General features: G+C 61.1%; 24 protein-coding genes and 1 other RNA gene. 6 read left to right on the forward strand and 19 right to left on the reverse strand.

Features of this window, described 5'->3' with window-relative positions; all coding sequences use genetic code 11:
- Positions 1-245: IS3 family transposase (locus tag GDJ97_RS08860; RefSeq protein ID WP_152070932.1), on the forward strand; the 245-nt coding region annotated here is incomplete at its 5' end.
- A gap of 102 nt (positions 246-347) precedes the next feature.
- Here the strand turns inward: GDJ97_RS08860 and GDJ97_RS08865 are convergent.
- On the reverse strand, positions 348-686 hold the full coding sequence (locus tag GDJ97_RS08865; RefSeq protein ID WP_152070933.1) for a PTS lactose/cellobiose transporter subunit IIA: 339 nt from the start codon (positions 684-686) through the stop codon (positions 348-350).
- Positions 687-964: 278 nt separating this feature from the next.
- Entirely contained in the window at positions 965-1,966 is a 1,002-nt protein-coding gene (locus GDJ97_RS08870) for a LacI family DNA-binding transcriptional regulator (RefSeq protein WP_152070934.1), read from the reverse strand.
- Positions 1,967-2,259: 293 nt separating this feature from the next.
- Between GDJ97_RS08870 and GDJ97_RS08875 the strand changes: the two genes are divergently transcribed.
- Both GDJ97_RS08875 and lacG read left to right on the forward strand, forming a co-directional pair.
- The gene (locus tag GDJ97_RS08875; protein ID WP_226808995.1) at positions 2,260-2,436 is read left to right on the forward strand and encodes a hypothetical protein; all 177 of its coding nucleotides are present in this window, start codon (positions 2,260-2,262) and stop codon (positions 2,434-2,436) included.
- Between the two features lie 69 nt (positions 2,437-2,505).
- Positions 2,506-3,927, forward strand: coding sequence for a 6-phospho-beta-galactosidase (gene lacG / locus GDJ97_RS08880; RefSeq protein ID WP_226808997.1), 1,422 nt, complete (start codon positions 2,506-2,508; stop codon positions 3,925-3,927).
- Positions 3,928-4,333: 406 nt separating this feature from the next.
- Here the strand turns inward: lacG and GDJ97_RS08885 are convergent, their stop codons facing one another.
- Positions 4,334-6,028 carry a PTS lactose transporter subunit IIBC gene (locus GDJ97_RS08885; RefSeq protein ID WP_152070935.1) on the reverse strand — a complete coding sequence of 565 codons (1,695 nt, stop codon included), beginning with the start codon at positions 6,026-6,028 and terminating at the stop codon, positions 4,334-4,336.
- 355 nt (positions 6,029-6,383) lie between these two features.
- Here GDJ97_RS08885 and GDJ97_RS08890 point away from each other — a divergent pair, with 355 nt between their 5' ends.
- From GDJ97_RS08890 to GDJ97_RS08900, 3 genes are all read left to right on the forward strand, one after another.
- Positions 6,384-7,304, forward strand: a complete 921-nt coding sequence (locus tag GDJ97_RS08890) for a haloacid dehalogenase-like hydrolase (protein ID WP_152070936.1) — start codon at positions 6,384-6,386, stop codon at positions 7,302-7,304.
- 55 nt (positions 7,305-7,359) lie between these two features.
- Positions 7,360-8,097, forward strand: coding sequence for a GntR family transcriptional regulator (locus GDJ97_RS09690; RefSeq protein ID WP_304515500.1), 738 nt, complete (start codon positions 7,360-7,362; stop codon positions 8,095-8,097).
- 598 nt (positions 8,098-8,695) lie between these two features.
- Entirely contained in the window at positions 8,696-9,418 is a 723-nt protein-coding gene (locus GDJ97_RS08900; protein ID WP_152070937.1) for a B3/4 domain-containing protein, read from the forward strand.
- Positions 9,419-9,616: 198 nt separating this feature from the next.
- Here the strand turns inward: GDJ97_RS08900 and GDJ97_RS08905 are convergent, their stop codons facing one another.
- From GDJ97_RS08905 to GDJ97_RS08980, 16 genes are all read right to left on the reverse strand, one after another.
- The gene (locus tag GDJ97_RS08905) at positions 9,617-10,666 is read right to left on the reverse strand and encodes a DNA alkylation repair protein (RefSeq protein WP_152070938.1); all 1,050 of its coding nucleotides are present in this window, start codon (positions 10,664-10,666) and stop codon (positions 9,617-9,619) included.
- Positions 10,667-10,740: 74 nt separating this feature from the next.
- A complete protein-coding gene (locus tag GDJ97_RS08910) occupies positions 10,741-11,313 on the reverse strand; it encodes a DUF177 domain-containing protein (RefSeq protein ID WP_152070939.1) in 573 nt (190 codons plus the stop codon).
- Positions 11,313-11,816 (reverse strand): ATPase, encoded by a 504-nt coding sequence (locus GDJ97_RS08915; RefSeq protein ID WP_152070940.1) that lies wholly within the window; start codon positions 11,814-11,816, stop codon positions 11,313-11,315. The genes GDJ97_RS08910 and GDJ97_RS08915 overlap by 1 nt, the downstream gene beginning before the upstream one ends.
- A gap of 59 nt (positions 11,817-11,875) precedes the next feature.
- Positions 11,876-12,367 (reverse strand): pantetheine-phosphate adenylyltransferase, encoded by a 492-nt coding sequence (gene coaD, locus GDJ97_RS08920; protein WP_152070941.1) that lies wholly within the window; start codon positions 12,365-12,367, stop codon positions 11,876-11,878.
- Between the two features lie 71 nt (positions 12,368-12,438).
- Positions 12,439-13,020 (reverse strand): 16S rRNA (guanine(966)-N(2))-methyltransferase RsmD, encoded by a 582-nt coding sequence (gene rsmD / locus GDJ97_RS08925; protein WP_152070942.1) that lies wholly within the window; start codon positions 13,018-13,020, stop codon positions 12,439-12,441.
- A complete protein-coding gene (gene recG / locus GDJ97_RS08930) occupies positions 13,017-15,200 on the reverse strand; it encodes an ATP-dependent DNA helicase RecG (protein ID WP_152070943.1) in 2,184 nt (727 codons plus the stop codon). Before recG ends, rsmD begins: the two co-directional genes overlap by 4 nt.
- A gap of 15 nt (positions 15,201-15,215) precedes the next feature.
- Positions 15,216-16,883, reverse strand: coding sequence for a DAK2 domain-containing protein (locus GDJ97_RS08935; RefSeq protein WP_152070944.1), 1,668 nt, complete (start codon positions 16,881-16,883; stop codon positions 15,216-15,218).
- A gap of 50 nt (positions 16,884-16,933) precedes the next feature.
- On the reverse strand, positions 16,934-17,287 hold the full coding sequence (locus GDJ97_RS08940; RefSeq protein ID WP_152070945.1) for an Asp23/Gls24 family envelope stress response protein: 354 nt from the start codon (positions 17,285-17,287) through the stop codon (positions 16,934-16,936).
- 132 nt (positions 17,288-17,419) lie between these two features.
- Complete coding sequence (locus GDJ97_RS08945; RefSeq protein ID WP_152070946.1) at positions 17,420-17,860, reverse strand: C-GCAxxG-C-C family protein; 441 nt, start codon at positions 17,858-17,860, stop codon at positions 17,420-17,422.
- Between the two features lie 43 nt (positions 17,861-17,903).
- Entirely contained in the window at positions 17,904-18,719 is an 816-nt protein-coding gene (locus tag GDJ97_RS08950; protein WP_226808999.1) for an ABC transporter ATP-binding protein, read from the reverse strand.
- Entirely contained in the window at positions 18,719-19,816 is a 1,098-nt protein-coding gene (locus GDJ97_RS08955) for an iron ABC transporter permease (protein WP_152070947.1), read from the reverse strand. The genes GDJ97_RS08950 and GDJ97_RS08955 overlap by 1 nt, the downstream gene beginning before the upstream one ends.
- A gap of 20 nt (positions 19,817-19,836) precedes the next feature.
- Entirely contained in the window at positions 19,837-21,168 is a 1,332-nt protein-coding gene (locus GDJ97_RS08960) for a molybdopterin-binding protein (RefSeq protein ID WP_152070948.1), read from the reverse strand.
- Between the two features lie 88 nt (positions 21,169-21,256).
- Entirely contained in the window at positions 21,257-22,438 is a 1,182-nt protein-coding gene (locus GDJ97_RS08965) for an ABC transporter substrate-binding protein (RefSeq protein ID WP_152070949.1), read from the reverse strand.
- Positions 22,439-22,653: 215 nt separating this feature from the next.
- On the reverse strand, positions 22,654-23,289 hold the full coding sequence (locus GDJ97_RS08970) for a YigZ family protein (protein WP_152070950.1): 636 nt from the start codon (positions 23,287-23,289) through the stop codon (positions 22,654-22,656).
- A gap of 24 nt (positions 23,290-23,313) precedes the next feature.
- Positions 23,314-23,675: RNase P RNA component class A (gene rnpB / locus GDJ97_RS08975), an RNA gene on the reverse strand.
- A gap of 97 nt (positions 23,676-23,772) precedes the next feature.
- Complete coding sequence (locus GDJ97_RS08980; protein ID WP_152070951.1) at positions 23,773-24,207, reverse strand: family 1 glycosylhydrolase; 435 nt, start codon at positions 24,205-24,207, stop codon at positions 23,773-23,775.
- Between the last annotated feature and the right edge of the window lie 103 nt (positions 24,208-24,310).

Consider the following 24,310-nt stretch of genomic DNA (forward strand, 5'->3'; position numbering starts at 1 on the left):
TCGCGCTTGAGCGGATGGGGATAGTCCAGTCCATGTCCCGCAAAGGAAACTGCCTCGACAATGCGAAGGCTGAAAACTTCTTCTCGATGGTCAAGACCGAGCTTTACTACGATTGGAAGGGAGACGATCCCGACGTTTTCGAAAGGGATTTGGGAAAGCACATCGACTGGTACAACAACGTGCGCATCAAGAAGCGCCTAGGCGGAAGCAGCCCGGTCGAGTACAGACGCGGCCGGGCCGCCTGATTCACTTCTTTTGATGTTCAGGAAACGGGGTCCTTTGCAGAAATGGGAGGCAGTTCAAAAAGCGGCAGGGCTTTTGGAAGGGAACCGGGTTGCGGAAAAGGGTTAGGCGAGCTTGGCCTCGAGCTCGGCGATGCGCTTGTAGGCATCGATGGTAAAGCGGACCTGCTTCTCCAGGATCATGGTGGTCATCAGAGTGTCCTGAGCGTGGGCCATGATGAAGGTCATCTCCATCTCGGCGCCGCCGGCCTCCTGCGAAAGCAACTTGGTCTGCGTGTCGTGAGCGCCGATGAGCGCATCGCTGGCATCCTTGTGCAGCTGCTCGGCCTTCTCAAAATCGCCCACGCGGGCGGCATCGAGCGCAGCGAGCAAGTCGGTCTGGGCGTCACCGGCGTATGCGACGATCTCGAATCCGACCATCGAGATTTCTTCTTTGGTTGCCATATTGCGTTCCTTTCACGTATGAAGCAATGGAGAGCATCGCGTCCGGGCATGCGCGCTGCGCTCCGTAACCCTAAAATACTAACATTCAAACAAAAGAGAGCAATGCAAAACTTAATTTCGAGCTATCAACGGTCGTTATTCGTCCGTGAACGGGATTCAAACCACTTCGAACAATATCAAACAAATCGGCTGGTAACCCAAACAGACCTGCACGCCAGCGAAGTTATCTCACCGCCTCCCTTATGTCAAAGCGAAGAGGAGAACACTGACTTCTATGATTATGCCCGCAGGTCTTTCACGCTGGAACGCTCGACCAGCACGCCCGAGACAAGCGTACGGCTTCTGGAGCTCGGGGCTTCCAGGCCCGCAACGACCTCGTTGAGCGCACGAACACCCAACTCACGGTGGCGATACTTTACGGAGGTCAAAATCGAATTGGGAATCGTCTTGTAGAGTTCGTCGTCAAAGCCGATTATTGACACATCCTCCGGAACGCTCAACCCCTTGTTACGCAGGGCCATCATGATGCCGTTCGCCATACAATCATTAGCGGCCAGGACCGCCGTGCAATCAGGTTTATCGGCGAGTACAAGACCCGCGGCATATCCGCTGTCCGCACCCCAGTCACCCTGCAGAGGCTCAGGTGGCTCAATTCCCCTCGCCTCAAGCGCGCTCCTCCATCCCTTCAGGCGACATTGGCTTGAAAGAGACTCCTCCTTACCTGCAACGAAATAAACGTTTTGATGACCACGATCCAAAAAGTACTCGCACGCCATGCGCGCGCCGCCTTCCTGATCATCACTAACCGTAGAACATGTGGAATGCTCCATAGGTGTAATGATTACCGTCTTAAGGTCTTTAGGGGCCCTGAACGTATCGAAGTCATCAACCATCTGGCGCAAGTTAAAGATCATTCCGTCAACAGGCAACCGTGACATCCTGCGCGCCGCATCGGCAAGGGTCATCTTCTCCCCCGCACGCTTCTTGATCATCGTGAGTGCAAACCCGCGCTCCTCGGCAGCGTCGGCGATGCCGTCAATCATGTCCACGGCGCCGCCCGACAAATGGAACATCACCACACCGATGCACCCGTAACGGCCCAATTTGAGTGAACGCGCGGCAAAGTTGGCCCGGAACCCAAGCGCCTCCATGGCCGCATGAACCTTATCGCGCGTCGACTCGCGCACGTTATCGGGTTCATTGATCACCCTAGACACCGTTTTGAGGGAAACACCTGCGGCAACCGCCACATCGTTCATTGAGACGTTTTTCTTGTCCATCGTTGCCACTGCTTCTCCAGTCGGTTCTCTATCGATTGTTCTTTGCGGTCTAGTAAACACTACCTGCTCATTTTTCAAATGTACCGTTTATCGGACAATACCAACCGTTCACCCGTAAAAACTTGTTGCCCTTCCCAAAGATTTCTAGGTTGTTGCTGCATAATGACAACGTTGTCATTATGCAGTGCCTTCCCTAGCCGGAGGGTACCGGACAGTCCTGACCATCCATCAACGACCAGTTCCATCCACATGCATCGCGCATCAAGTAGCAAAGGAGCTCTTTAGACGCCATCATGGATCAGTACGATGTCATCGTGTTTGCCCCGCAGGCTCGTAGCTACTACGATGATATGAAGGTCGACACCGACCGCCGGGGCTTTAAGCTACTCGCCCCGCGCGACAAGGAAAACATCGACCTCACCCGCGATCCTGCCGGCGCCATCAAGTGGCTCCGCGAGAATCACGACTAATCCCCCTGTGGTGCCCGAATCCCCGTTCGGGTACCTCCCCCTTTTCGTATCCCACAGAAAGGATGACTCATGAACAACCCCATGCAGTTCCCCGACGGCTTTGTGTTTGGCGGCGCCACCGCTGCTTACCAGGTTGAGGGCGAAACCCGTACGCACGGAAAGGGCAAAGTGCCCTGGGACGATTTCCTGGCAGCTCAGGGTCGCTTCTCTCCCGACCCCGCAAGCGATTTCTACAACAAATATCCGGTCGATATCGACCTGTGCCAGCGCTTCGGCATCAACGGTATCCGCGTCTCCATCGCTTGGAGCCGCATCTTCCCCAACGGCACTGGCGAGATCAACCCCGAGGGCGTCGCCTTCTATCACGAGCTTTTTGCCACCTGCAACAAAGCCGGCGTTATCCCCTATGTCACGCTCGATCACTTTGATACGCCCGAGGCCTTCTACCAGGACGGTGGCGAGGGCTTCCTGACGCGCGCGACGATCGACGCCTTTGTGGAATACGCCAAGTTCTGCTTTGCCGAATTCACCGAGGTCAAGCACTGGTTTACCTTTAACGAGATTCCCGCGACAGCCGAGGGCAGCTTTATTGTCGGCAACTGGCCGCACGGCGAGAAGTATCGCCTGGACAAGGCCTTCCAGCTCATGCACAACATGATGGTTGCCCACGCCAAGGCCGTCGTCGCCTTCCATGATGGCGGCTTTGAGGGCGAGATAGGCATCGTCCAGAATCTGGAGCCCAAGTATCCCCTCGATCCCAACAGCGCCGCCGACTGCGAGGCCGCTCGCATGGCCGACGTCATCAACAACCGTTGGGTACTCGACGCCACGTTCCGCGGCCACTATGCAGCCGATACCATGGAAGCCGCGACCAAGCTGGCCCATATCGCCGGCGGCGAGCTCGATGTTCGCGACGAGGACATCACCGCGCTGTCCGCTGCGCTCCCCTACAACGATTGCCTGGGCGTCAACACCTACAAGTGCCAGTTCCTGCGTGCCGCCGAGGGCGAAAACGACATCAACCACAACGGCACCGGCGACAAGGGTTCCTCGCGTTGGTTCCTCAAGGGCGTTGGCGAGGCATGCGTGCGCCCGGGCGTTCCCACCACCGATTGGGACTGGATCATCTATCCCGAGGGCCTGTACGACCTGCTGCTGCGCATTAAAAACGATTACCCCAACTACAAGAAGATCTACATCACCGAAAACGGCATGGGCTATAAGGACGACTTCGAGGACGGTTTTATCGACGACGCTCCCCGTATCGACTACATGCGTCAGCATCTCGCGTGGATCCTCAAGGCGATCGACGGCGGCGTGAACGTTGACGGCTACTTTGTGTGGTCGTTGCAGGATCAGTTCTCCTGGACCAACGGCTACAACAAGCGCTACGGCCTGTTCTACATCGACTTTGAGACCCAGGAGCGCTATCCCAAGGCAAGCGCGTACTGGTACAAGAACGTCGCGGAGACCGGCCTGCTCATGGCCTAGTTTCAGCCGCATACCCCTGTCGGCCGCATGCGAATCCCTCACGGGCTCGCATGCGGCCTGTTTGTTTTGGATCAATGCGTTAAGAGGGCACATCTTGATCAACAAGCTCTTTGATGCATGCGCCGCGAGCAAATCAGGCTCTATCTTCGTGAGATTTGGCAAGGGCGAGTCAACGTCCCGCTCGGCGCCAAAGGAAGCAGAGTCATTTGCATCGTCGACCTAGCGGAAATGACCTTTGGTCACATAGATGGAAGGCAGTTTGTAGGTGACTCGGAGAGCGACAGTACGCTCTCACGACGGTTGCGTTCATTGCTGCAATGAGACACTCAATGCAGCATGGCCCCGCAGCTCAATGAACTGCGGGACCATGTCATACACCGACGAATAAACGACGAATGATAATCTATTATTTGGCCAGTTCCTGAACGATCCAGTCGATTGCGCCTTCTGGATCGTTGGTAAGGTCGATATACTGCTTGCCCTTTGTGGTGAGCAGTTTAATTCCAAGACGATCGGTATCGGCCTTCATAGCGTCATAGTACATGCGTGCCTGGGGCGCAAGAACGATCACGTTGTACTGGTCCATTGTCTCATAGTGGCTTCCGTACGCACCGGACTGAGAAACCAGGTCAATACCCTTAGCAGCGGCGCCTTCGCGAAGAGCATTTGCCAAAAGAGTTGACGTGCCGGCACCCTGGCAAAGCACAAGCACGCGGATCTGCTCCACCTTGCTCTTTACCGCCTCGAGAGCCTTTTCGGCGTTTTCTTGTGCGGCGATAGCATCTGCATCCGAAGTTCCCGCAGCCTCCTTTGCAGACTCTTCCAAACAAAGCTGATGGTCGTACGCCTTACAGAACGGATAGTAAATTACAAAGTCAACGACCAACAGCACTGCAATCAATACGAGAGAACGTGGATCGAGACCCGTGGTGAGAAACGCACCGATTGGGCCGGGAAGCGCCCACGGCATGGTATACATGGGGGCGTTCATTCCAATTACGTCAATGAAGAACTTACCGATTATGGCGTTAACCATAGGAGCCGCGAGGAAGGGCACGAACATATAGGGATTGAGAACGATCGGCAAACCGAAGAGAACGGGCTCGTTAACTCCAAAAATCACCGGGATAATCGATGCCTTGCCCATGGCTTTAAGCTGCTTGGAACGCATAAGCATGATCAGGATAATAGGAACGATGAACGTGCAGCCCGAACCGCCCAAACCACCGATGAAGCTTGTAAAGTCCTGCGTGAGAGCAATTGACGGGTGTCCACCTGCTTGGAAAACCTCAAGATTGGTAACGGTATTGCCGTAGAGCGCTGCATTGATCGGACTCATGACAACCGAAGCACCGTGAATACCCATAAATTGGAAAAGTGCGACCGCGCCTTCGATAAGCGCCATGCCCGGATAGGTGTCGACCGCGGAGAACAGCGGCGAGATGAGAGCGGATACCAAATTAGCGAACGGCACAGCAAGCAGCGTACGGCTCGCGAGATCGATAACGGCGCACGCAAGGATTGAAAACCCAAACGCAAAGATATCGCGAAAACTCTGCGCAATAGCGCCAGGGACCTCTTTGGGGAGCTTGATCGTCACATTATGGCTAATGCACACCTTGTAGATATTAACGGTCAAGAATGCAGACACGAACGCAGAGAGAAAACCCTTGGTTCCCATATAACCGGTTTCAAAAACAGATGTATCTGCTCCGCCAATCGAGACAACATCGTTCGTCACCGATAACAGGAACATGCCGCACATGGCGCAAACCATACACGAGGTAGGATTGAGAGATTTACCCGAAGGCATGCGGCGGTTCATCGATATGGCAAGTGAGCTCGCCGTGGTGCCGGCGACCATAATGCCAAGAAGCCCCATCGTATATGCATAGATTTTATTAAAGAAGTCCAGCACCTCAGACGGAAGCGTGATGCCTACATATGCAGGGAGCGTCGAAAGAAGAAGGAACAGGCTCGAGAACAGCACAATTGGCATGTTCGAGAGAAAGCCATCCTTAATCGCCACCAGATAAATGTTCTTTGAGATTTTGTCAAAGAAGGCCTGGTGTTTTTCTAGGAATTTGACGATAGCATCCATAGCACATCCCTTCATGATTTCCTGGCACGCAACGATTAATCCGGACTCAACCGCCGTCATCCCAGTTTGTATCCACCTATGTACGTGAATACGTTCCGCGCGAAATGTAATATCATTTGCGCGATTTGTCATAACCAATTTTTTTTCCGCTTTGTCGACATGTCAAGATTTAGATTATTAATTCGGTGAACGGCAGTTTCTAAATAGTATATTTGCCCAGTTCATGGCTATTTTTTCTGAGCAGAAGATCACGTTTGTAACCGTTTACCGATTGGATATAACATGTTGAATAAATTGTTGTAACAATATTAGAGACAATGTCACAATCCTGTCACTCTAGTCAAAGGAAGTAACAATGCCCAAACGATTGCTGAACATGTCCGCATCCGATTTTGCCGCCACGTCACCCATGGATCTAAAGCAGGCGATTCTGGCTTCCGAGGGACGTACCATCATGGCGGAAAACGTACCCTCTTCCCAATTTCTCGGCGGCGTTACTAATGCAGAAATCGAACGTGCCGCAGGTGCCGACCTTCTTCTGTTTAACGCGCTCGATGTGTTCAATCCAGTGATTGCCGGCATTCCAGATGATCTCAATGAAAACCCGGTCACGTGGGTGAAGAGAGCATGCGGAAGGCCCATTGGCGTCAATTTGGAACCAGTTGATAACAAGGCAGAGATGTCTGAATCCCGTACGGAAATCCCCATGGGTCGTCGCGTCTCTCCTAAGACCTTAGAAAAGGCTAACGAACTCGGATTTGATTTTATCTGCCTGACGGGCAACCCTGGAACTGGCGTCTCCAACGATGCAATCGCCCATTCGATCAAACTCTCCAAAGAGCATTTCAATGGCCTTATCATAGCCGGAAAAATGCATGGAGCGGGCGTTGCGGAACCTGTCATGACGCTCGAAATAGCGCGCAAGTTTGTTGACCTCGGCGTCGATATCCTTCTCGTGCCAGCCCCCTACACTGTCCCCTGCTTCCAAGAAACAGACCTACGCGCCATCGTAGACTTTGTACGGTCCCACAATGCAGGCAAGTCAATTGAAGAGAAGGTTCTCGTCATGGCGGCGAACGGGACGAGTCAAGACTCCTGCGACAGCGAGACCATTAAGAAAATAGGCCTTGCAGCAAAAGCAGCCGGTGCAGACCTCCAACATATCGGAGACTCCATGAACGGTATTTGCCTGCCCCAGAACGTCTTCGCGCTCGGACAAGCCATTCGTGGCTACAGGCATCAGATCGTCATGCTGAGCCGCTCTGTGATACGTTAAGGTTGTTGCGCCCAGGCTATATCTTGACCCAAGGCAACCATCAGATACCACCAACATGCAATCTGAGGCTCCAATGCTCGATACACACGAAAAACGGCCACTCTATTTACAGCTCACCGACGCGCTGCTCAAGCAGATCGTCGATGTATACCAAGCAGACGATAAACTTCCAACAGAAATGGAACTCTGCGACGAATACGCCGTAAGCAGAACGACCGTTCGACTTGCAATGAGTGAACTGGAGCGCCGCGGTAGTATCTATCGAATCCAAGGTAAGGGGTCATTTGTTGCACCAAAACGCGTTGGTGGGCTCAATTCACTTTTAGACTTTGACTTTGCAAGCCATTGCGATGGTGTTGATCCGGATACCGTCACGAAACATTTCGGCGGTCTCACATCAGGTCGTTCAATTTCCGTAATGATGCTCCAACATTTTGGATGCCAAAGTCGCGATGAGATTCAGCGTCTTGAATTGACCTACGAACTTGAAGGCAGCTTCATAGCCGCCGATACGTTCTTTATTTCGAAGTCGCACGTTCCGAATAATCAGTTAGATTTTCAGGCATTTTGTAGAATCATGGATGACTTGTCCGAGTCTATCCAATCTGTTCGAGAGAGTTATAGAGCACGTCAGCTTAGCGATTCCGAAGCCAGCAATTATGGTGTTGCAAAACTTCCAGCACTCGAGTTAACTCATTATGCTTACAACTCCGGCGGCAAACTAATTGCGATAGTCTGCCGCACCGTCTTAACTGGACGAATCCCTTATCAGAACTACTTTTTCAAGTCCTGATGTTCTTTTTCTCTTGTCTCGATCTGTAACACGTAGCCGTATTTTAAGCACAGTTACAGATCGAGACAAACAGGGTAGATCCGGCCGAATTGTCTCAATCTGTAACACTAAGACCGGTTTTCGACGTCCAGTTGCAAACTAGGTAGCCATCCAGCATCTCCATGAACCCCTCGATGCTGACACCGTGCCAGTCTCTTCCGTAGAAGAACTCTCTTTTGCATCTGCCGAAGAATCCCTTGCGCCTTTGGTTGTCCGGCGAGCGCCCCTTCCTCGACATCGACCGCATGATCCCGCGCTCGTCGCATATCCCGATCCACCCCGGCCAGCGTTAAGGCCTCCGCAGTCACTGTACCCGCGAGGATGCTCACCCTCCTTGAGCTGAGCGCATGCCTGCCTCAGGGACGAGTTTGCGAGCTCGGCGTCGGGCGATGTGCCGATCTCAGTTGCCTCCACTCATCACTGGCGCTAAACTCACGTTCATCAACATATTGGCTTTGCCCCCGGGTAAAGCATGCGAGCACGCATACGTGCCGACACCGTAAGGGCTTTGAAGGTGGTCGGCAGGTATGTGTGCTTTTTCTTTTGAAAGGAGAACGTTGTGGACCGTTTTGTTACCGAGGACTCGTTTTGGAAGCTGTTTCCGGGCGCTTCGTTCGGCATCGTGATCGCGCGGAACATGCTACCCGCCGAGGACGTGCCCGAGGATGACCGGAAGGAGCTTTCCGACCTGCTGCGTCGCGCGAACGCACGCGCCGAGCGCTTTCTCACCAGCTCGACCATCTCGGAGATTGAACCGGTGAAGGTTTGGCGCGAGGCGTATCGACGTTTCAAAACCAAGCGAGGTGCCCGCTGCAGCATCGAGAATCTTCTGAAGCGCGTACTGAAAGACCATCCCGTGGAACCGATCTCACCGGCGGTCGACATCTACAACACCATCTCGCTTGAATACGCCCTTCCGCTGGGAGGCGAGGACTTGGATGCGGTTCGAGGTGACATGCGCCTGTGCGTGACCGATGGCGGTGATGCGTTCCTGCCGCTCGGAGAAGACGAGACCGACCCCACCCTCCCCGGCGAGCTCGCCTACCTCGATGACGAAGGCACCGTGTGCCGCTGCTGGAATTGGCGAGACGGCCAGCGCACCGCCCTGCGCGACGATTCCCGAAACGCTTTCCTTATCGTGGAGTGCGTCGATCCCGAGCGTCGCGATGACTGCGCCGCCGCGACGAACGACCTCGCACGGCTCGTCAAGCACTACCTACATGCAGATATCACGGTGAAGGAGATCGTTACGGCGGAGAACCGGAGGGTTGATGTGTCGTAGCAGAAGGAATGCGCTGGCACCTTTGCTGGTTTTACCGGCAGGCCGATGGCCGATCGGGATGTCGCTCGGAAAGCGGCTCTCAGCCCACATCGCGGCTCCCTGGGTGCTCTCGCTCGTCCTGCGCCTCATCGCGCTCATCGCATTCGGCCTAATCGGAGCGTAAAAAGACCGTATTCACGGGACACGATCCGGATAGCGTCAACGGCTTCGACGCAGCCGCCCCTTCAACTCCGGCGGCACGCGACGGCTCTCGATGGCCTTCTGGATGGCCTTGCGCCGAGTCCATTCGTCGAGGAACAAAGCAGCGTCGTCACCCGCGCTCTCCCGCTCAAGATACGGCAACGCGGCGGCCGGCTGCTTCACCACCGCTTCGGCGAAATACCAGGCACGCATCATGTTGAGGTAGTAGACATCGTCCCTCGAGGCGCCGCGCTCCCCGCCTAGCGACAGCCGCGCGCCCGCAACCAGATCCAAAAACCGCAGCTCGAACCGCTCGTCCAGAAACTGCGCCATAAGCACGCGGATGGCGAATCTCATGATGTAGCAGCGGCCCGATTCCAGCCATCGCCCGACGTGCGCGAGCGTCTCCTCAAGGCGCGCCTCCAGCACCCGCGCGGGCAGCTGGTCGCACGTCGCCCAGTTGTCGATATACGGCAGAAACGCCTCGATACGCGCGAGCGCCGCATCGTAATCGCGCTCGAGCCCAATAGCGAAGGCATGTACCTGCATCTCCTCGAAGAGCTGATGGGGAGGCTCGCGTAAAAAGCCGTCCGCGTCGTCGCGCCGCACGAGCTCACGAGCGATCTTCCGAAGCTCCGGCGTACGCACGCCCACGATGCGGCGTGGATCGATATTGGGAATGAGCGAAGCGAGAAAAGCCTGGTAGCCATTATCAACATGTGCGGCGAGCGACCGTCGCACAAACTCGCAGGCCGTGTCATCCCCGAACCCCGGCAGTTCCCGCCGCAACACATCCTCGAAGGGGGTCCGCTCGGCCAGCGCCAGCAGCCGATCCTTCTCCCCGCGCGAGAGCCGCTTGAAACGCGCCTCGGCGCTCATCGCCCGCTGTTTGGAATAGAAACGCGCCCGCGCCACCACGCACACCGGCTCGTACGCCTTGGTATAGCGCGCTCCTCTACCTGTCCGATGCGCCGCCAGCCGCGCCTCGACATCGACGGCATAGCCCGTGTACAGACTTCCGTCCCCGCACAAAAGAACGTACATGTTGTGTTCGAACGGATTCGCCATGCCGCACGCAATCGCAAAAGGATGACCCCAAGCGGAACCGTAGCGCTTGGGGACATGACAAAGATATCGAGCTGTTAGTTATCGAGCTTGAGGTCGCGGAGCTTGGCGAAGGGATTATCGTCAGACGCAGCGTGTTCCTCAACCTGATGCGACGAGCAGCCGCAGTCGCCAAGGTTCAGGTTGGCGCCGCAGGTGGGGCACAGCCCTTTGCAATCGGGCTGGCAGAGCACCACGAACGGCGTATCCATGACCACGGCGTCGTGGATGGAATCAGCGAGGTCGATCACGCGGTCCTGGCCGAGCACCTCAAAATCGTCCTCATACGCGTCTGGATCGTCAGGCTCGGCAAAGAGGTAGTACTCCTGGATCTCTCCGGCGACCTCAAACGACGCGGGCTCCAGGCAGCGATCGCACTCGCCCTCCGCATGGGCGCGCACCATACCGGAAACGAGCACGCCATCGCCCGCGTTGGTGAAGACCACATCGTAGGAGACGCCGTCGGTCAGACGGTACTCCTTCTCGCCCACACGGTAGCTATCTGCCTCCACGCGCCCCGACACCGCATGCGACTCGCCGGGATTCTCGACGAGACCGGTCAGGTCGACGCGAACGGGCGGAAAACCGGAGAACTCCGTCTGCCCGGCCATTACCATTGACCGTTCTGCTGCTGGTTGGCACCCTCGTTGAGCTGTTGGCGGCAACGCGAGACCGTGCCCGTGAGCGACTTCAGGTTCTCCTCCAGATGCGTGAAGACCTGCTCGGCGTAGTCCTCAGCCGCATAGCGGGTCTCGCGCTCGTATTGCTGCGCGCGGTCGCGGATGTCGTCGGCCTGGCTCTGCGCCAAGCGCACGATCTCCTGCTCGCTCGCAATGGTGAGCGCCTGCTGCTGAGCATCGGCGATGATGGAGTCCGCTTGCGCCGTGGCAGAGGCCAGAAGCTCGTCACGCTCCTTCAGAATGCGACGGGACTTCTGCCACTCCTCGGGATAGCTCATGCGAATCTCGTCGAGGATGTTGTAGAACACATCGGTCTCGATGACCTTGAACTGGGCATTTTTACCAAAGGGAGGCTTGGCCTCGTCGATGATGCCCTCAAGCTCGTTGACCAGGCTCTCGATCCTCTCGCCAGGAAGGTTGCTCTCGCCCGGCATCGGGACTCCTTTCCAAAGGGTTCACGTCAAATTCCCATGGTACCACAAGCAGCGGTTACTCAGGCGAAGCGCTCCTTCAGCGCGAGCGCTACACAGGGTGGCACGAATTCCGCCACATCCCCTCCAAACGAGGCGATCTGCCGCACCACGGAGGAGGAGAGGTAGCCGTATTGCGGGGCGCTCATGATGAAGATGGACTCCAGGTTCTCGTCCAGGCGATAGTTCAGATCCGCCTGCTGGAGCTCGTACTCAAAGTCCGTCATGGCGCGCAGTCCCTTGACCACGGCGCCGGCCTCCTGCTCGCGCGCGAAGTCGACCAGCAGCCCACAGAAAGGCTCAACCGCCACGCCCGGCATGTCCGCCAGCGCCTCGCGCGCGAGCGACACGCGCTCGTCGAGGGCGAACGTAGTGCCGCCACGCTTGCCGAGCGACTCCGCAACGGCAACCGTCACCCGGGGAAACAGCCGCCGGGCGCGACGTACCACATCGATGTGGCCGAACGTGATCGGGTCGAACGTGCCCGGCACGAGGGCGTGGGCGATCTGGGTCATGAATCCTCCATCTGGTGAACTACCACGGCGCGATCAAGTGCGCAGCGCCTTCGTCCGCACGCCGCGCCTGGTTAATCCTGCCTGCTTCGCATGAGCACGTCAACAGCAGTGATGCCGTAGCGCTTCTCGCGTAGCAGCTCGAATCCCTCGGGGCATATGCCGGGCGCGCTCGCCGCATGCTCGTAGAGCACCACGGCACCGGGGGCTAGCGCGCCAGCTTGATCGAGGGCGATGACCAATGCCGAGACCTCGTCGGCCGCCATGGCATAGGGCGGGTCGAGCAGCACGAGGTCGAAGGGGACTCCCACCACGCGCGCGCGACGGGCAGCGAGGGCCACGTCTCCGATCACCACCCGGTAGCGCGAGCGCGCGCAACCGAGTGTGGACAGGTTTCGCTCCACGAGCGCCGCCGCGCGGCGGTCGATATCGAAAAAGGTGGCCCACGCGGCGCCGCGCGAGAGCATCTCGATACCGAGCGCGCCGGAACCGGCGAAGGCATCGAGCACGCGCGCACCCGCGATGCCGTCCTCGAGCGCGGACTCCACCATGGAGGCGCAGGCCTCGCGCACGCGATCGGTAGTGGGACGCGTCACGTCGCGCCCCTGCGGCTCACCGAGCTTCCTGCCGCGCCACTCACCCGAAACGATCCTCATCCCCCGCTGACCTCCTTGAAGATGGAGCCATAGCGCTCCACGACCTCGAATCTGAGCGGCCGGGTGGCGACCGCGTCCAACGTGTGAGCATACCGGAGCAGCTCGAGTGCGTCCTCGTGCGCCGCCTCCACCAGGTCGGCATCCACGCCCAGATCGACGAAGCGGAGCGTCACGCCGCCGCTCTGCCGAAGCCCCAGGATCTCGCCCTCATGACGCAGACGCAGATCCATCTCGGCGAGCTCGAAGCCGTCGGACGACCGTTCCAGGGCGCGCAGGCGCTCGAGCGCAGGGCTTTTCTTCCCCCGCTTGGACTTGAGCGCGGCCATGACGAAGCACGAGCCGGCATGCCGCCCGCGCCCCACGCGCCCACGCAGCTGATGCAGGGCGGCCAAACCGAACCGCTCACCGTTCTCGATCACCATCACGGTGGCGTTGGGGACGTCCACGCCCACCTCGACTACCGTGGTGGAGACGAGCACCTGAATCTCGCCAGCGCGGAACGCATCGATGACGGCGGTCTTCTCGGCCTCGCGCATACGCCCGTGGAGCGCTTCGACGCGCGCCTGCGGAAACACGTGGCGAAGATGCTCGACCTCGGTCTCCACCGCATGGAGCGGAACCGTCGTCTCGACGTTTCCGTCATCGTCGCGCGGAAGGCCGGGCACGTCGTCGAGTTCCTCCTCCGCATCGTCTCGCTCCGCCACGAGCGGGCAGACGACGTACGCCTGCCGCCCCTCCTCGAGCGCGGAACGAATCGCGCCGTATGCGATATCGCGATTCGCCTCGTCGAGCACCTTGGTCGCGATCCCGGCGCCCGGCACGGGACGGTGCCGGATGATGCTCACATCCAGGTCACCGTACAGCGAGAGCGCAAGCGTCCGGGGAATGGGCGTGGCGGTCATGACGAGCAGGTCTGCCCCCGGTCCCTTGGCGCGGAGCGCGGTGCGCTGCCCCACGCCGAAGCGATGCTGCTCGTCGATGACCGCGAGTGTCAGGCGCTTGAACGCAACATCATCGGAGAGCACCGCGTGCGTGCCCATGACCACGTCGAGCTCGCCGGATGCCAACCGACGCAGGATACCCGCACGCTCCTCGGCAAGCGTGGCCCCCGTGAGCAGCGCCCAGGAGATACCTGCGGCCTCGAGCAGCGGACCGGTCCCGGTGGCGTACTGACGGGCGAGCACGCCGGTCGGTGCCATGACGCAGGCCTGGCCACCTGTATCCACCGCACTGGCAAGCGCCAGACAGGCGACCGCGGTCTTGCCCGTGCCCACATCGCCCAGCAGCAAGCGGTTCATCACGTGCGAGCCGTTCGCCATATCGGCAAGGATGTCCCGGGCAGCCGCCTCCTGCTCGTCCGTGAGCGCGAACGGCAGCGCGTGCCGCATGGCCTCCACGTGCTCGCCCGCCACATGGGCCATGGGAGCCACGTCGAGCAGGTTGGCATCGTTCCGCAGACGGAGGGCGAGCTGCAGGTAGAGCACCTCGTCGTAGGCAAGACGACGCCGCGCGAGCGGAACCTCCGCAAGCGCGCGCGGAAAATGGATGCAGCGAAGCGCCCGGGAAAGCGGCATCAGGGCCCGACGCGAACGCAAGCGGGCAGGAAGCGGATCGGGAAAAGCGTCCACATCCTCGAGCGCCACGCTCACGAGCCGGCGCATCCACGCCGCCGAAAGTCCCTCCGTAGCCGGGTGGACGGGCAAGATGGAGCCGGTGAAGGTGCCCTCATCGAGCTTCTCGAAGTGCGGCGAAGCCATCTGCTTGAACCCGTAGGCAAACTCCACCTTGCCCATCACCGCCAGGCGGTCGCCCTTCTGAATCTGCTTGGAGAGCCAGGGCTGCCGAAAGAACGCCACCTGCAGCACGCCCGTGTCATCGACCAGAAACACCTGGGTGACCACCATGCGCGGCCGCGGGTGCTTCTCCACCACCTTGTCCACGGTGCCGACGATCGTCGCCACCTGGCCCAGCGGCGCCTGCTCGATGGCGTAGGCGCGGGTGAAGTCGAGGTAGCGACGCGGAATACGCAGCAGCAAATCGCCAACAGTGCCCACATGGAGGCGCCGAAGCACCTCCTCGCGGGCATCGTTCACGAAACGCAAGCGGGCGATATCGCGCCCGAGCACACCGGCGCGCGCGAGCCGACTCGCAGCGGTGGGAAGCTCCAAAGCGCGCGGCATGTTGGAAAAGACTTGCTACTCGATGGAGAAGATCACCGGGTAGAGCGGCTGCTCGCCACGGTGGGAATCAATCTCAAGATCGGGCTGGGCCTCCTCGATGGCATCGAGGATCTCCTGGAAGGCGGCGTCATCAAGCTCCTCACCGGCGAGGATGGTGAGCGTGTCTCCCTCCTCTTCCTCCTGCATGCGGTTGATGCAGTCGACCGTGACCTGCTTGACGGAGGAGCCCACGATGTCGATAGAGCCGCCGATGATGCCCATGACGTCGCCGGCGTGGATGGGAGCGCCGTCACTCGCCGCGCTATCGCGCACAGCGCGCGTGACCTCGCCATCGCGTACGTCAGCGAGAGCCTCGGTCATGACCTCCACGGCATCTTCGAGCGAGGAGCCCGGCTCCACGTTGAAAAGCGCGGAGAACGCCTGGGGCACGGTCTTGGTGGGGACCACAGCCACCTGCTTGTCCTCGCAGGCAGATGCCGCAGCCTCGGCGGCCATGCGGATGTTGCCGTTGTCGGGCAGTATGATGACGGCGTCGGCGTTCACCTTGGCCACGGCGTCCAGTAGGTCGGCCGTGCTCGGATTCATGGTCTGGCCACCCGAGACGACCACATCGACACCCAGGGACTTCAGGATGTCGGCCTCGCCGGAGCCGGCCGCCACCGCCACGAAGCCGAGCGGCTTCGTGGGCTCGGGAGCCGCGGCGTCCTGGTCGGCGTGGATCTTGGCGGTACGCTCGGCAGCCTCCAGGTCCATGTTGTGGATGAAGACCTCGAAGATCTGACCCAGGGCCAGGAAGTGCTTGAGCACCTTGTCGGGCGTGTTGGAGTGAACGTGCACCTTGTAGTCGGGAAAGGAGCCCACGAGCAGCTCGCAGTCGCCCATGCTCGCCAGGAACTTGAGCGTCTTCTCCTCGTTGAACTTCTTGTCGGCCTTGAAGAGGAACTCGTTGCAGTAGCGGAACTCGGAGCCCTCCCAGTCATCGTTGGCCTCGATCTCCACGCGACCCATGGCCGTGGCCTTGGCATCGCTGGCATTGACGGCATCGAAGGTGGTCTGGATATCCGCCTTGGCGGTACGGCCGAGGGCGGCGGCCACGAAGCTCTCCAGGAAGATGGCGAAGCCGAAGGCGCCGGAGTCCACGACGCCGTTCTCCTTCAGCACGGGCAGTAGGTCAGGCGTGCGGGCGACGGACTGATAGGCCTCGACCACGATGGCGTCGAGCGCGTCGGCGGCGGAGAGGCGCTTCTTCTCGCACTCATCGGCCTTGGTGGAGACGTCGCGCAGCACGGTGAGGATCGTGCCCTCCACCGGCTTGCGCACAGCCTGGAAGGCGACCTTCACGGCTCGACGGAAGGCCGCGGCGATATCGGAGGAGTTCACCGGATCGTGCGCGTCGACGAGGCCCTCGGCCACGCCGCGGAGAATCTGGCTCGTGATGACGCCCGAGTTGCCGCGCGCACCCATGAGGGACCCGTGCGTGATGGCGCCGGCGATGGCCTCCATGTCGGCATCCGTGGGGAGCTGGTTCAGCTCGCGCACCACGGAAGCCAGGGTGAGGGACATGTTGGTACCCGTGTCGCCGTCGGGCACGGGAAAGACGTTCAGCTTGTTGATGTCCTCAGCCTTGTCGGCAACGGCTTGGGCGGCCACGGGAAAGCAGGTGCGTACGGTCTTGGCAATCATCGGTTGTGCAGCTCCATATCGTAGGGGAACGTAGGTGCGTGGCGCGAAGCCTAAGCGCGCGACTTGAGGGCGTCGATGTGAATGGCAATCTTCAAACGGGAGGGGTCGATCTGCGCGACCTCCTCGAGCGAGAACGTGACCGCGCTGGCAAGGTTCTCGGAGACCGAGCGCATATTGACACCGGACTCGAGCACCACATGCAGATCGACGGACAGGCCCTCTTCGGTCGCGGTAACCGAAACACCCTTGCGCAGGCGCTGAATGGGCAGGATGCGAACGCTCTCGGCACCCTGCAGCTGCTCGGCCATGCCTACCACGCCGTAGCAGGACATGGCAGCGTAGCCGGCGAGGTCGGCGATGACGTCGTTCGAGACGGCGAGCGATCCGGGAATGGTCTCAGGCACGGAGGTCTCCCTTCCTTGGCGAGCAATCCCATGTATGTTACTACGATGAGCACGGGGGCAGAAGAACGCTACAAGCCGTCCATATGGCGTTCGCGCCGGGGCCGGTGGCCCTCCGGTCCCGGCGCGAACGACCTAGCTCACCGATCTCAGTACATCAACCGCGATATCGATCGCGTCGTCGATGCAACCGGGACAGCTCCGAAGCGGACCGGCGGCACTGCCCACGCCCTTGAGCTCCCTGCAGATGGTCGAGCCGTTCTTCTCGGCAAAGTCGCGGGCGATGCGGCGGGACAGCTGGTAGGTGCGACCCTTGGTGACGGGGTCCGCCATGCCGCCGCTCATCACCTGGCCCGCCGCCATCACGGCGCCCGAGATTGCCCCGCAGGTCTCCGTCATGCCGCCCATGCCGGCGCCGAAGCCCTCGGCAAGCCGGAACGCGGTATCCGCGTCCATGCCGAGCTCGGGTGCCAGCGCGCAGACGACCGCCTGGGCGCAGTTGTAGCCCTGCTTGTGATAGTCGGCGGCGCGCGCCTTCAGCGCGACTCGATCCAAATCCTCTGCCCTTGCCGTCATGTCGCTCTCCCCTCGCGATGTGGCCAACAGGAAGATGATAGCCCTACAGCGCGGGACGCCACACGTGCTCGGCGGCGGTCACGCGACACCCGTAAGCGCGCTCCAGATTATCCCGCGCGAGGAGCTCGTCCGCCGACCCCGTGAGGTACGTGCCGTCGGGCATGATCAGCGTGCCCGACGCCTCGAGCATGCGGAGCTGGTCCGGCTCGTGCGTGGTCATGAGGATGCCCAGGCCCGAATCGGCAAGCTCGCGCGCGCAGCGGAGCACCTGCGCCTGGTTGCCCAGGTCGAGGGCCGCGGTTGGCTCGTCCATCATCAGGTACTCGGGTTCCTGCGCCACGGCGCGGGCGATGAGCACCATCTGGCGCTCGCCTCCGGAAAGCTCCGTTAAGGGGCGATCCGCAAGGTACTCGATACCCAACCGGGCGAGCACGCTCCCCACGATCTCCCGGTCGCCTTTTGAGGGCGAGGCGAACACGCCCATGCGGGAGAGGCGACCGAGCGCCACCACGTCGCGCACGGAGAAGGCGAACGGGTTCTCCCCTGCTTGCGGCACGTAGGCCACCACGTGCGACAGCGCGCGATCGGAGAGCTGGGAGGCATCGCGCCCGTCGACTGTGACGGTGCCCGAAAGAAGTGGCAGGAAGCCCAGGATGGAGCGGAAGAGCGTCGTCTTGCCCACGCCGTTTCGACCCAGCAGGCAATGGATCTGGCCGGGCGCGACCGTCAGCGAGACATGGTCCAGCACCGCATGGCCGTTATAGCCCACGGATGCACCCCGAACGGCGAGCATGCGGTCGGCATCACACGCATCCCGGCGCGCGGGCGCGCCGGCACCCGCCGTACCCCGAAACCGCATCACAACCACTCCTTCCGGCCGCGTATGAGCAGGTAGATAAAGAGCGGGGCGCCGATCAGCGCCGTGAGGACGCCCGCGGGCATCTCGCCGGGCACGATGATGCGCGCGACATCGTCGACCACCATGGTGAAGACCGCGCCGCCGAGCATGGAGACCGGCAGCAGGATACGGTAGTTGGGACCCACCACCAAGCGCGCCATATGCGGCACGATGAGTCCGATCCAGCCCACCACGCCGCAGAAGCTCACCGTGGCGGAGGTAAGGAGCGTGGAAGCGAGGATCAGCACCAAGCGCGTGCCCTTCACGCCCACGCCCATCGCCTTGGCCTCGTCGTCGCCGAAGGATAGCGCGTTGATGCGCCAGCGAATCGCCATGAGCAGACCGCCTGCGATGACGACCACGGCGGCCAGGAAGCCGATGTTCTGATAGGTGCCCGAGCGCGAGAAGCTGCCCATAAGCCAGTAGGTGATGGCGGGCAGCGTGTCGTCGGGGTCGGCCACGTACTTGCAGAGACTCACGAGCGCGCTGAAGAGCGATGACATGACGACGCCCGCCAGGATGATGACCACCACGGAGCTCGACCCCTTGCCGAGCGCGCGGGCGATGGTCATCACAAGCGCCACGGCGAGCAGCCCCATGAGGAAGGAGACCACGTGGACGCCCGTGGAGGAGAAGCCGAGCAGGATCGTGACCGCGGCACCGAGCGCCGCACCGTTCGAAACGCCCAGGATGTCCGGAGAGACCATGGGATTTCGAAACATCCCCTGGTAGGCGGCACCTGAGGCGGCGAGCGCCGCACCCGAGAGCGCAGCGAGCACGATCCGCGGAATGCGGATGACGAACAGCACCACGGAATCGCGCGAGGTGGTGAACACCGGGGCGGGGCCGCCGCCGAAGAGCGCGGAGATGCGCGCGGGGACCGTCTGGACCCACCAGAAAACGTAGGAGCCCACGAGCTCCGCCACGCGGGCGGGGGCCATGTCGTAGTCGCCCGCGGTCAGGGAGAGCAGTCCCACGACCACGAGCGCCGCCACAAGCCCGACGACGACCAGCCGTTCTCGGGCGATGCCGACCCGAGGAGACGCGATGTTCTCCATATCGCTAAACTCCTCTCGCGCTATCGGAACCCGACCTGCAAGACGCAACCGACCTGCGGGGGCTCGACACCCGGCCCCGTCGGCACCATGCAGTAGGCGTTGCAGGCAGCCACCGCAGCGGAGCCGGGACCACCAGCCACCGGCCGTGCCTCGAGCGTGCCGTCGGGACCCGGTGCCACGTTCAGGAAGCGAATGGCGAAGAACCCATCGGGGCCGTCCTCGAGGGGGCGCTTCTCGCCCGGCAGCGGGCGCCCCAGAACGCGCGCGCCCTTATGCCCGTGCGCATGCGCCGCGGGGAAGGGCTCCATCAGGCGCGCGGACACCCGAGGCGCCACGGCCTCAAGTCCGAGAAAGTGCCGGATGAGCGGTCGCAGGTAGAAGTCCATGGTGGGAGAAGCCCCTCCCGAGGGACCGGAGATTCCCACCACGGGCGTTTCCTTGATGACGGCGTAGCTGCTGTGATGGCCGGGGCCGTGGTTGGTCTGATGGCAGATGACGCGGCCCATCTCCTCCATCACCTCGCAGGACCAGTCCCCCGAGCCCTTGGAGGAGCCGGCGTTCAGCACGACGATATCGGCCGTGCCGCATGCTTCGGCGAGCGCAGCGTGAATCTCCTCGGGGCGGTCGCGCACCGTTTGGAAGGGCACGAAGATGCCGCCCCAGCCCTCCACCTTCAACTGGCAGAGCACGGAGTTCGTCTCGATGTTCTTACCCGCAGCGACAAAGGGACTCCCCGGGGTCTGCAGCTCGTCCCCCGTGGGAATGAAGGCTACGCGCGGGCGGCGCGTCACGGGCACCGTGGAGACGTTGCCGCCCGCGATGCGCGCGGCGATATCGGGCGACACCACGGAGCCTGCCGTCGCGAGCACGTCGCCCTCCCGCATGCTGCTTCCTGCGGGGCGCGTTCCGGCAAAGCGTGCGCTCGGCGCCGCGTCCACGGCGAGCACCCGCTCGCCGTCCTCGGAAAACGTCACATGCTCGACCACGATGGCCGTATCGAACCCAGCGGGCATGGCGGTGCCGGTGTTGGCGAACTCCCAGTCGCGTCCGCGCTCCCATGTGGTCGTATCGGGCAGCGCGCCACCTGCAGCCGCCGCTTCAAAGGCATCGAAACGCACGGCGATGGAATCCATGGCGCACGTGAGGCACGTGGGGAGCGTCGCCCGAGCGCGCACGTCAGCTGCGAGCACGCGTCCGCACGCCTCGAGAACGGAAACGCGCTCGACCGCACTCCGTTTGGCCACCTCCCCTGCGCACCAGCCAAAACCACCAGGCAGCTCGTCCACGGCGACGAGCATCTGGCGCACGGCCTCCTCGCGGGTAAGCTGGATGTGGTGCGAATGGTCCCTCATGGATGGATTCCCCTCTCAAGAAAAAGGCCCGGCCCGCCTGCGGGATCGCAGGGCGAGCCAGGCCTCGCACGCCATATCGAGCGCTTGGTTACTTCTTGCTGCCGGCAACGGTGGAGTTAGTGGCACCCGTCAGGATACTCTCGGCGTCATGCGTGGAGAGCTTGGTGTTGTACCAATCCTTGTAGAAGCTCTTCAGCGTGTCCTGCATGCTGAAGTCCTCGTACTGCTCGGGGTACACGTACTGGCCGATGAACTCGGGCAGCAGGCAACCCTCGGCAGAGCGGACGCTCCAGAGGTAGAGACCCTTCGGGCAGACGAACACCTTATCGAAGTTGCTGGAGCCGCCGTCGGACATGGAGGTCAGCTTGCTGAACGCCTTGTCCTTGATGATGGCGTCCTTGGTGGCCTGGTTGAAGCACATGATGTAGTCCGGGTTCCACGCGGCGATCTGCTCGGCGGAGACGGCCATGAGCGAACCGTTGGCGCTCTTGGTGTCGCTCGTGTAGTCGGCGGCGAGGTTCGTCACGCCGGCAGCCTCCATGTACTGGCTGGAGATATCGGTGCTCGGGGCCACGAAGTACTGACCGCCCTCGACGGAGAGCTCGATCATGGTGACCTTCTTGTCGTCGGAGACCTTCTTAGCGCGATCCTCGGCGTTCTTGATCTGCTTCTTGTAGTACTTCACGAACTCCTTGGCGCGGGCGCTCTCATCCTTGCCCAGGATGTCGCCGATGGTCTGGATGGAGGTGCAGATCTCGTCGGGCGTCTTCATGGCGGCGACGTTCACGAAGGTCACGCCGGCATCCTTGAGCTGCTGGAGCTGCTCGTCGGAAAACGCGGACTTGGGACCGTAGGCCACCTGGGCGCCGCTGGCGATGATGCCCTCGACGGACGTGGAGTCGTTGTTATCCGGGTTGGACTTGGTGTAGTCGGAGAACACGGACTTGAAGTTGTCGTCGACCTGCTTGGTGGCGGCGGCGACGATCTTGCCGTTGCCGTTGGTGAGCATCTCGGTCACCTGGGCGAACGCGCCGATGGTCGGGGCGACCTTGGTCACCTTGGCCGGGATGGTCACCTCGTTGCCGTCGGTGTCCTTGACGGTGCGCGTGGCGCCGGAATCGCTGGAACCAGCGGCCTCGGTCACGGCGGCGGAGCCGGCCGCGGAGCCGGCACTGGTGGCCGCGCCCGAGCAACCCGTCAGCAGGGCGCTCGACATCAAGAGCGCGCCGAGTCCAGCCACGGCGAACTGCCGCACCTTCATGAGCTTCATATTACCTTGCCTTCTTCCCCTGTCCGCGTCGCGTTCTCTGGGACGCGGTTGTTCGATGGCGGCGCGTCGGTACCGTTCACCGACACGTCAATACCGGTCATCGAACTAATCTCGACAAAGGATAATAGTCCGAGGGGATTTTGAGTCAAGCATCAATTATCGGCAAAAGGCGCCAGCGATATCGCGCGGCGAAAAGCGTCGTCCGAGCACCCATCCTAGAACTCGGCGAAACGAGGCGTCCCCACCTCAACGCACTCGCGCCCCGCCAGGAACTCGCGAAGCGAGGCAAGGAACGTCTCCTCCCCACCCGTTTTGAATACCAGGTGAAGCGCCACCGAATCGGTGAAGTCGGTCCCCGCCACATGCGCACCACCCCGGTTCGCCAGATCGAGGACGCGCTGATAATCGGGGTACGCGAGCGACACATCCACCGGCACCACGGAGGTCATCTCGACGAGCAGCCCCGCCGCGCGGGCGCTCTCCACCGCCGCCTGGGCCGCCGCGGTGTAGGCGCGCACGAGGCCGCCCGGGCCGAGGAGCGTGCCGCCGAAGTAGCGCGTGGTGACGCAGCAGACGTCGCGAAGCCCGGCACCGCGGAGCACCTCGAGCGTGGGCATGCCGGAGGTGCGCTGGGGCTCGCCGTCGTCCGAAGCGCGCTCGCGACCATCGGATAGAATCCAGGCGGGTACGTTGTGGCGCGCGTCGTAATGGCGGGCGCGCACGGCGGCAACGTGCGCCGCGGCGGCATCCTCGGATTCGACGTGCACGATCTGGGCGATGAAACGGCTGCGACGGTCCTCGAACTCGCCGACCGCCTCAGCGCCGGCGCGCATCGTAATGTAGCCGTCCATGGCGCCTCCCCTTGCACGCAGAAGACGCGAAGCGGGCCTGTAAGCCGGGTTCTGTCGGGGACGACCATTTATCTTGCCTACGCGTCACCGCGCAGTTCCACGCACGCTACCCGGGTGCGGGCCGGGCCGACCCATCGCACCCCTATTTGCGCTTGCTCCGGATGGGGCTTGCCAAGCCGCCCTGTTGCCAGGACGCTGGTGGTCTCTTACACCACCGTTTCAGCTTTTCCCTTTACGCTCGCGCGCAGGTGGGAGTCTTCTTTTCTGCGGCGCTTTCCGTCGGATCACTCCGCCCGGCCGTTAGCCGGCATCCTGCCCTATGGAGCCCGGACTTTCCTCACGCGAGCGCTCCAAGGAACCCCGCGCGCGGCCGTCTAGCCCACTTCGCGGGAGGAATTGTAGCACAACGCATGCGCAGAGACCGCAGGCGGCCTCGGCGCGGGAAGCAGAAATGAGCTTGGACGCTATCGATTCAGGTCTCCCTCATCCCACCAGATGGATGGGCGTTTCGTAATGGGAGAGCGTCACCACCGGCTCCATGCCCCGGCTGCGCATCTCGTCGAACAGCGAATCGTAGAACTGCAGACCAACCTCGTTCGGCTCATCGTCATCGCCGTTGGGAAAGATACGGGACCAGTTGATGGACGTCCGGAACGCTCTGAAGTTCATCTCCCGCATCAGGGCGAGGTCCTCGGGATAGCGATGGTAGAAGTCGATCGCCTCATGCGTCGGATAGCACTTCTTAGGATCGATCACGGCATCGTACTCATGCTTGATGCCGCGTGGGAAGCCATCTGAGATATCCAGGCGCTTCCCATCCGTCAGATAGGCGCCCTCCGCGTGGTTGGCAGCGATCGCACCACCCCAGGGGAAACCGGGAGGGAACGCAGACGCCGTGGATCCGGTTTGAGCATCCATGATCACATACACTCCTTGGTCACATTGACTCGGTATCCGATGCCCCTTCAATGATAAAAGCGCCGTGGACGTGCCACGGCGCTTCAAGAAGTCGATTGCGAGC

Origin of the sequence: Collinsella sp. AK_207A (assembly GCF_902501965.1) — a bacterium.
GTDB lineage: Bacteria > Actinomycetota > Coriobacteriia > Coriobacteriales > Coriobacteriaceae > Collinsella.

What these genes read in the sequence shown, in the direction of transcription:
- GDJ97_RS08865 (WP_152070933.1), bottom strand. Translation starts at nt 686, where the DNA reads ATGGCAACCAAAGAAGAAATCTCGATGGTCGGATTCGAGATCGTCGCA.
- GDJ97_RS08980 (WP_152070951.1), bottom strand. Translation starts at nt 24,207, where the DNA reads ATGGATGCTCAAACCGGATCCACGGCGTCTGCGTTCCCTCCCGGTTTC.
- GDJ97_RS08955 (WP_152070947.1), bottom strand. Translation starts at nt 19,816, where the DNA reads ATGGAGAACATCGCGTCTCCTCGGGTCGGCATCGCCCGAGAACGGCTG.
- GDJ97_RS08870 (WP_152070934.1), bottom strand. Translation starts at nt 1,966, where the DNA reads ATGGACAAGAAAAACGTCTCAATGAACGATGTGGCGGTTGCCGCAGGT.
- GDJ97_RS08935 (WP_152070944.1), bottom strand. Translation starts at nt 16,883, where the DNA reads ATGATTGCCAAGACCGTACGCACCTGCTTTCCCGTGGCCGCCCAAGCC.
- recG (WP_152070943.1), bottom strand. Translation starts at nt 15,200, where the DNA reads ATGCCGCGCGCTTTGGAGCTTCCCACCGCTGCGAGTCGGCTCGCGCGC.
- GDJ97_RS09690 (WP_304515500.1), top strand. Translation starts at nt 7,360, where the DNA reads ATGCAATCTGAGGCTCCAATGCTCGATACACACGAAAAACGGCCACTC.
- GDJ97_RS08875 (WP_226808995.1), top strand. Translation starts at nt 2,260, where the DNA reads ATGGATCAGTACGATGTCATCGTGTTTGCCCCGCAGGCTCGTAGCTAC.
- GDJ97_RS08945 (WP_152070946.1), bottom strand. Translation starts at nt 17,860, where the DNA reads ATGACGGCAAGGGCAGAGGATTTGGATCGAGTCGCGCTGAAGGCGCGC.
- GDJ97_RS08915 (WP_152070940.1), bottom strand. Translation starts at nt 11,816, where the DNA reads ATGCCGGGCGAGAGCAACCTTCCTGGCGAGAGGATCGAGAGCCTGGTC.
- GDJ97_RS08960 (WP_152070948.1), bottom strand. Translation starts at nt 21,168, where the DNA reads ATGAGGGACCATTCGCACCACATCCAGCTTACCCGCGAGGAGGCCGTG.
- coaD (WP_152070941.1), bottom strand. Translation starts at nt 12,367, where the DNA reads ATGACCCAGATCGCCCACGCCCTCGTGCCGGGCACGTTCGACCCGATC.
- GDJ97_RS08910 (WP_152070939.1), bottom strand. Translation starts at nt 11,313, where the DNA reads ATGGCCGGGCAGACGGAGTTCTCCGGTTTTCCGCCCGTTCGCGTCGAC.
- GDJ97_RS08885 (WP_152070935.1), bottom strand. Translation starts at nt 6,028, where the DNA reads ATGGATGCTATCGTCAAATTCCTAGAAAAACACCAGGCCTTCTTTGAC.
- lacG (WP_226808997.1), top strand. Translation starts at nt 2,506, where the DNA reads ATGAACAACCCCATGCAGTTCCCCGACGGCTTTGTGTTTGGCGGCGCC.
- GDJ97_RS08970 (WP_152070950.1), bottom strand. Translation starts at nt 23,289, where the DNA reads ATGGACGGCTACATTACGATGCGCGCCGGCGCTGAGGCGGTCGGCGAG.
- GDJ97_RS08890 (WP_152070936.1), top strand. Translation starts at nt 6,384, where the DNA reads ATGCCCAAACGATTGCTGAACATGTCCGCATCCGATTTTGCCGCCACG.
- GDJ97_RS08905 (WP_152070938.1), bottom strand. Translation starts at nt 10,666, where the DNA reads ATGGCGAATCCGTTCGAACACAACATGTACGTTCTTTTGTGCGGGGAC.
- rsmD (WP_152070942.1), bottom strand. Translation starts at nt 13,020, where the DNA reads ATGAGGATCGTTTCGGGTGAGTGGCGCGGCAGGAAGCTCGGTGAGCCG.
- GDJ97_RS08965 (WP_152070949.1), bottom strand. Translation starts at nt 22,438, where the DNA reads ATGAAGCTCATGAAGGTGCGGCAGTTCGCCGTGGCTGGACTCGGCGCG.
- GDJ97_RS08950 (WP_226808999.1), bottom strand. Translation starts at nt 18,719, where the DNA reads ATGCGGTTTCGGGGTACGGCGGGTGCCGGCGCGCCCGCGCGCCGGGAT.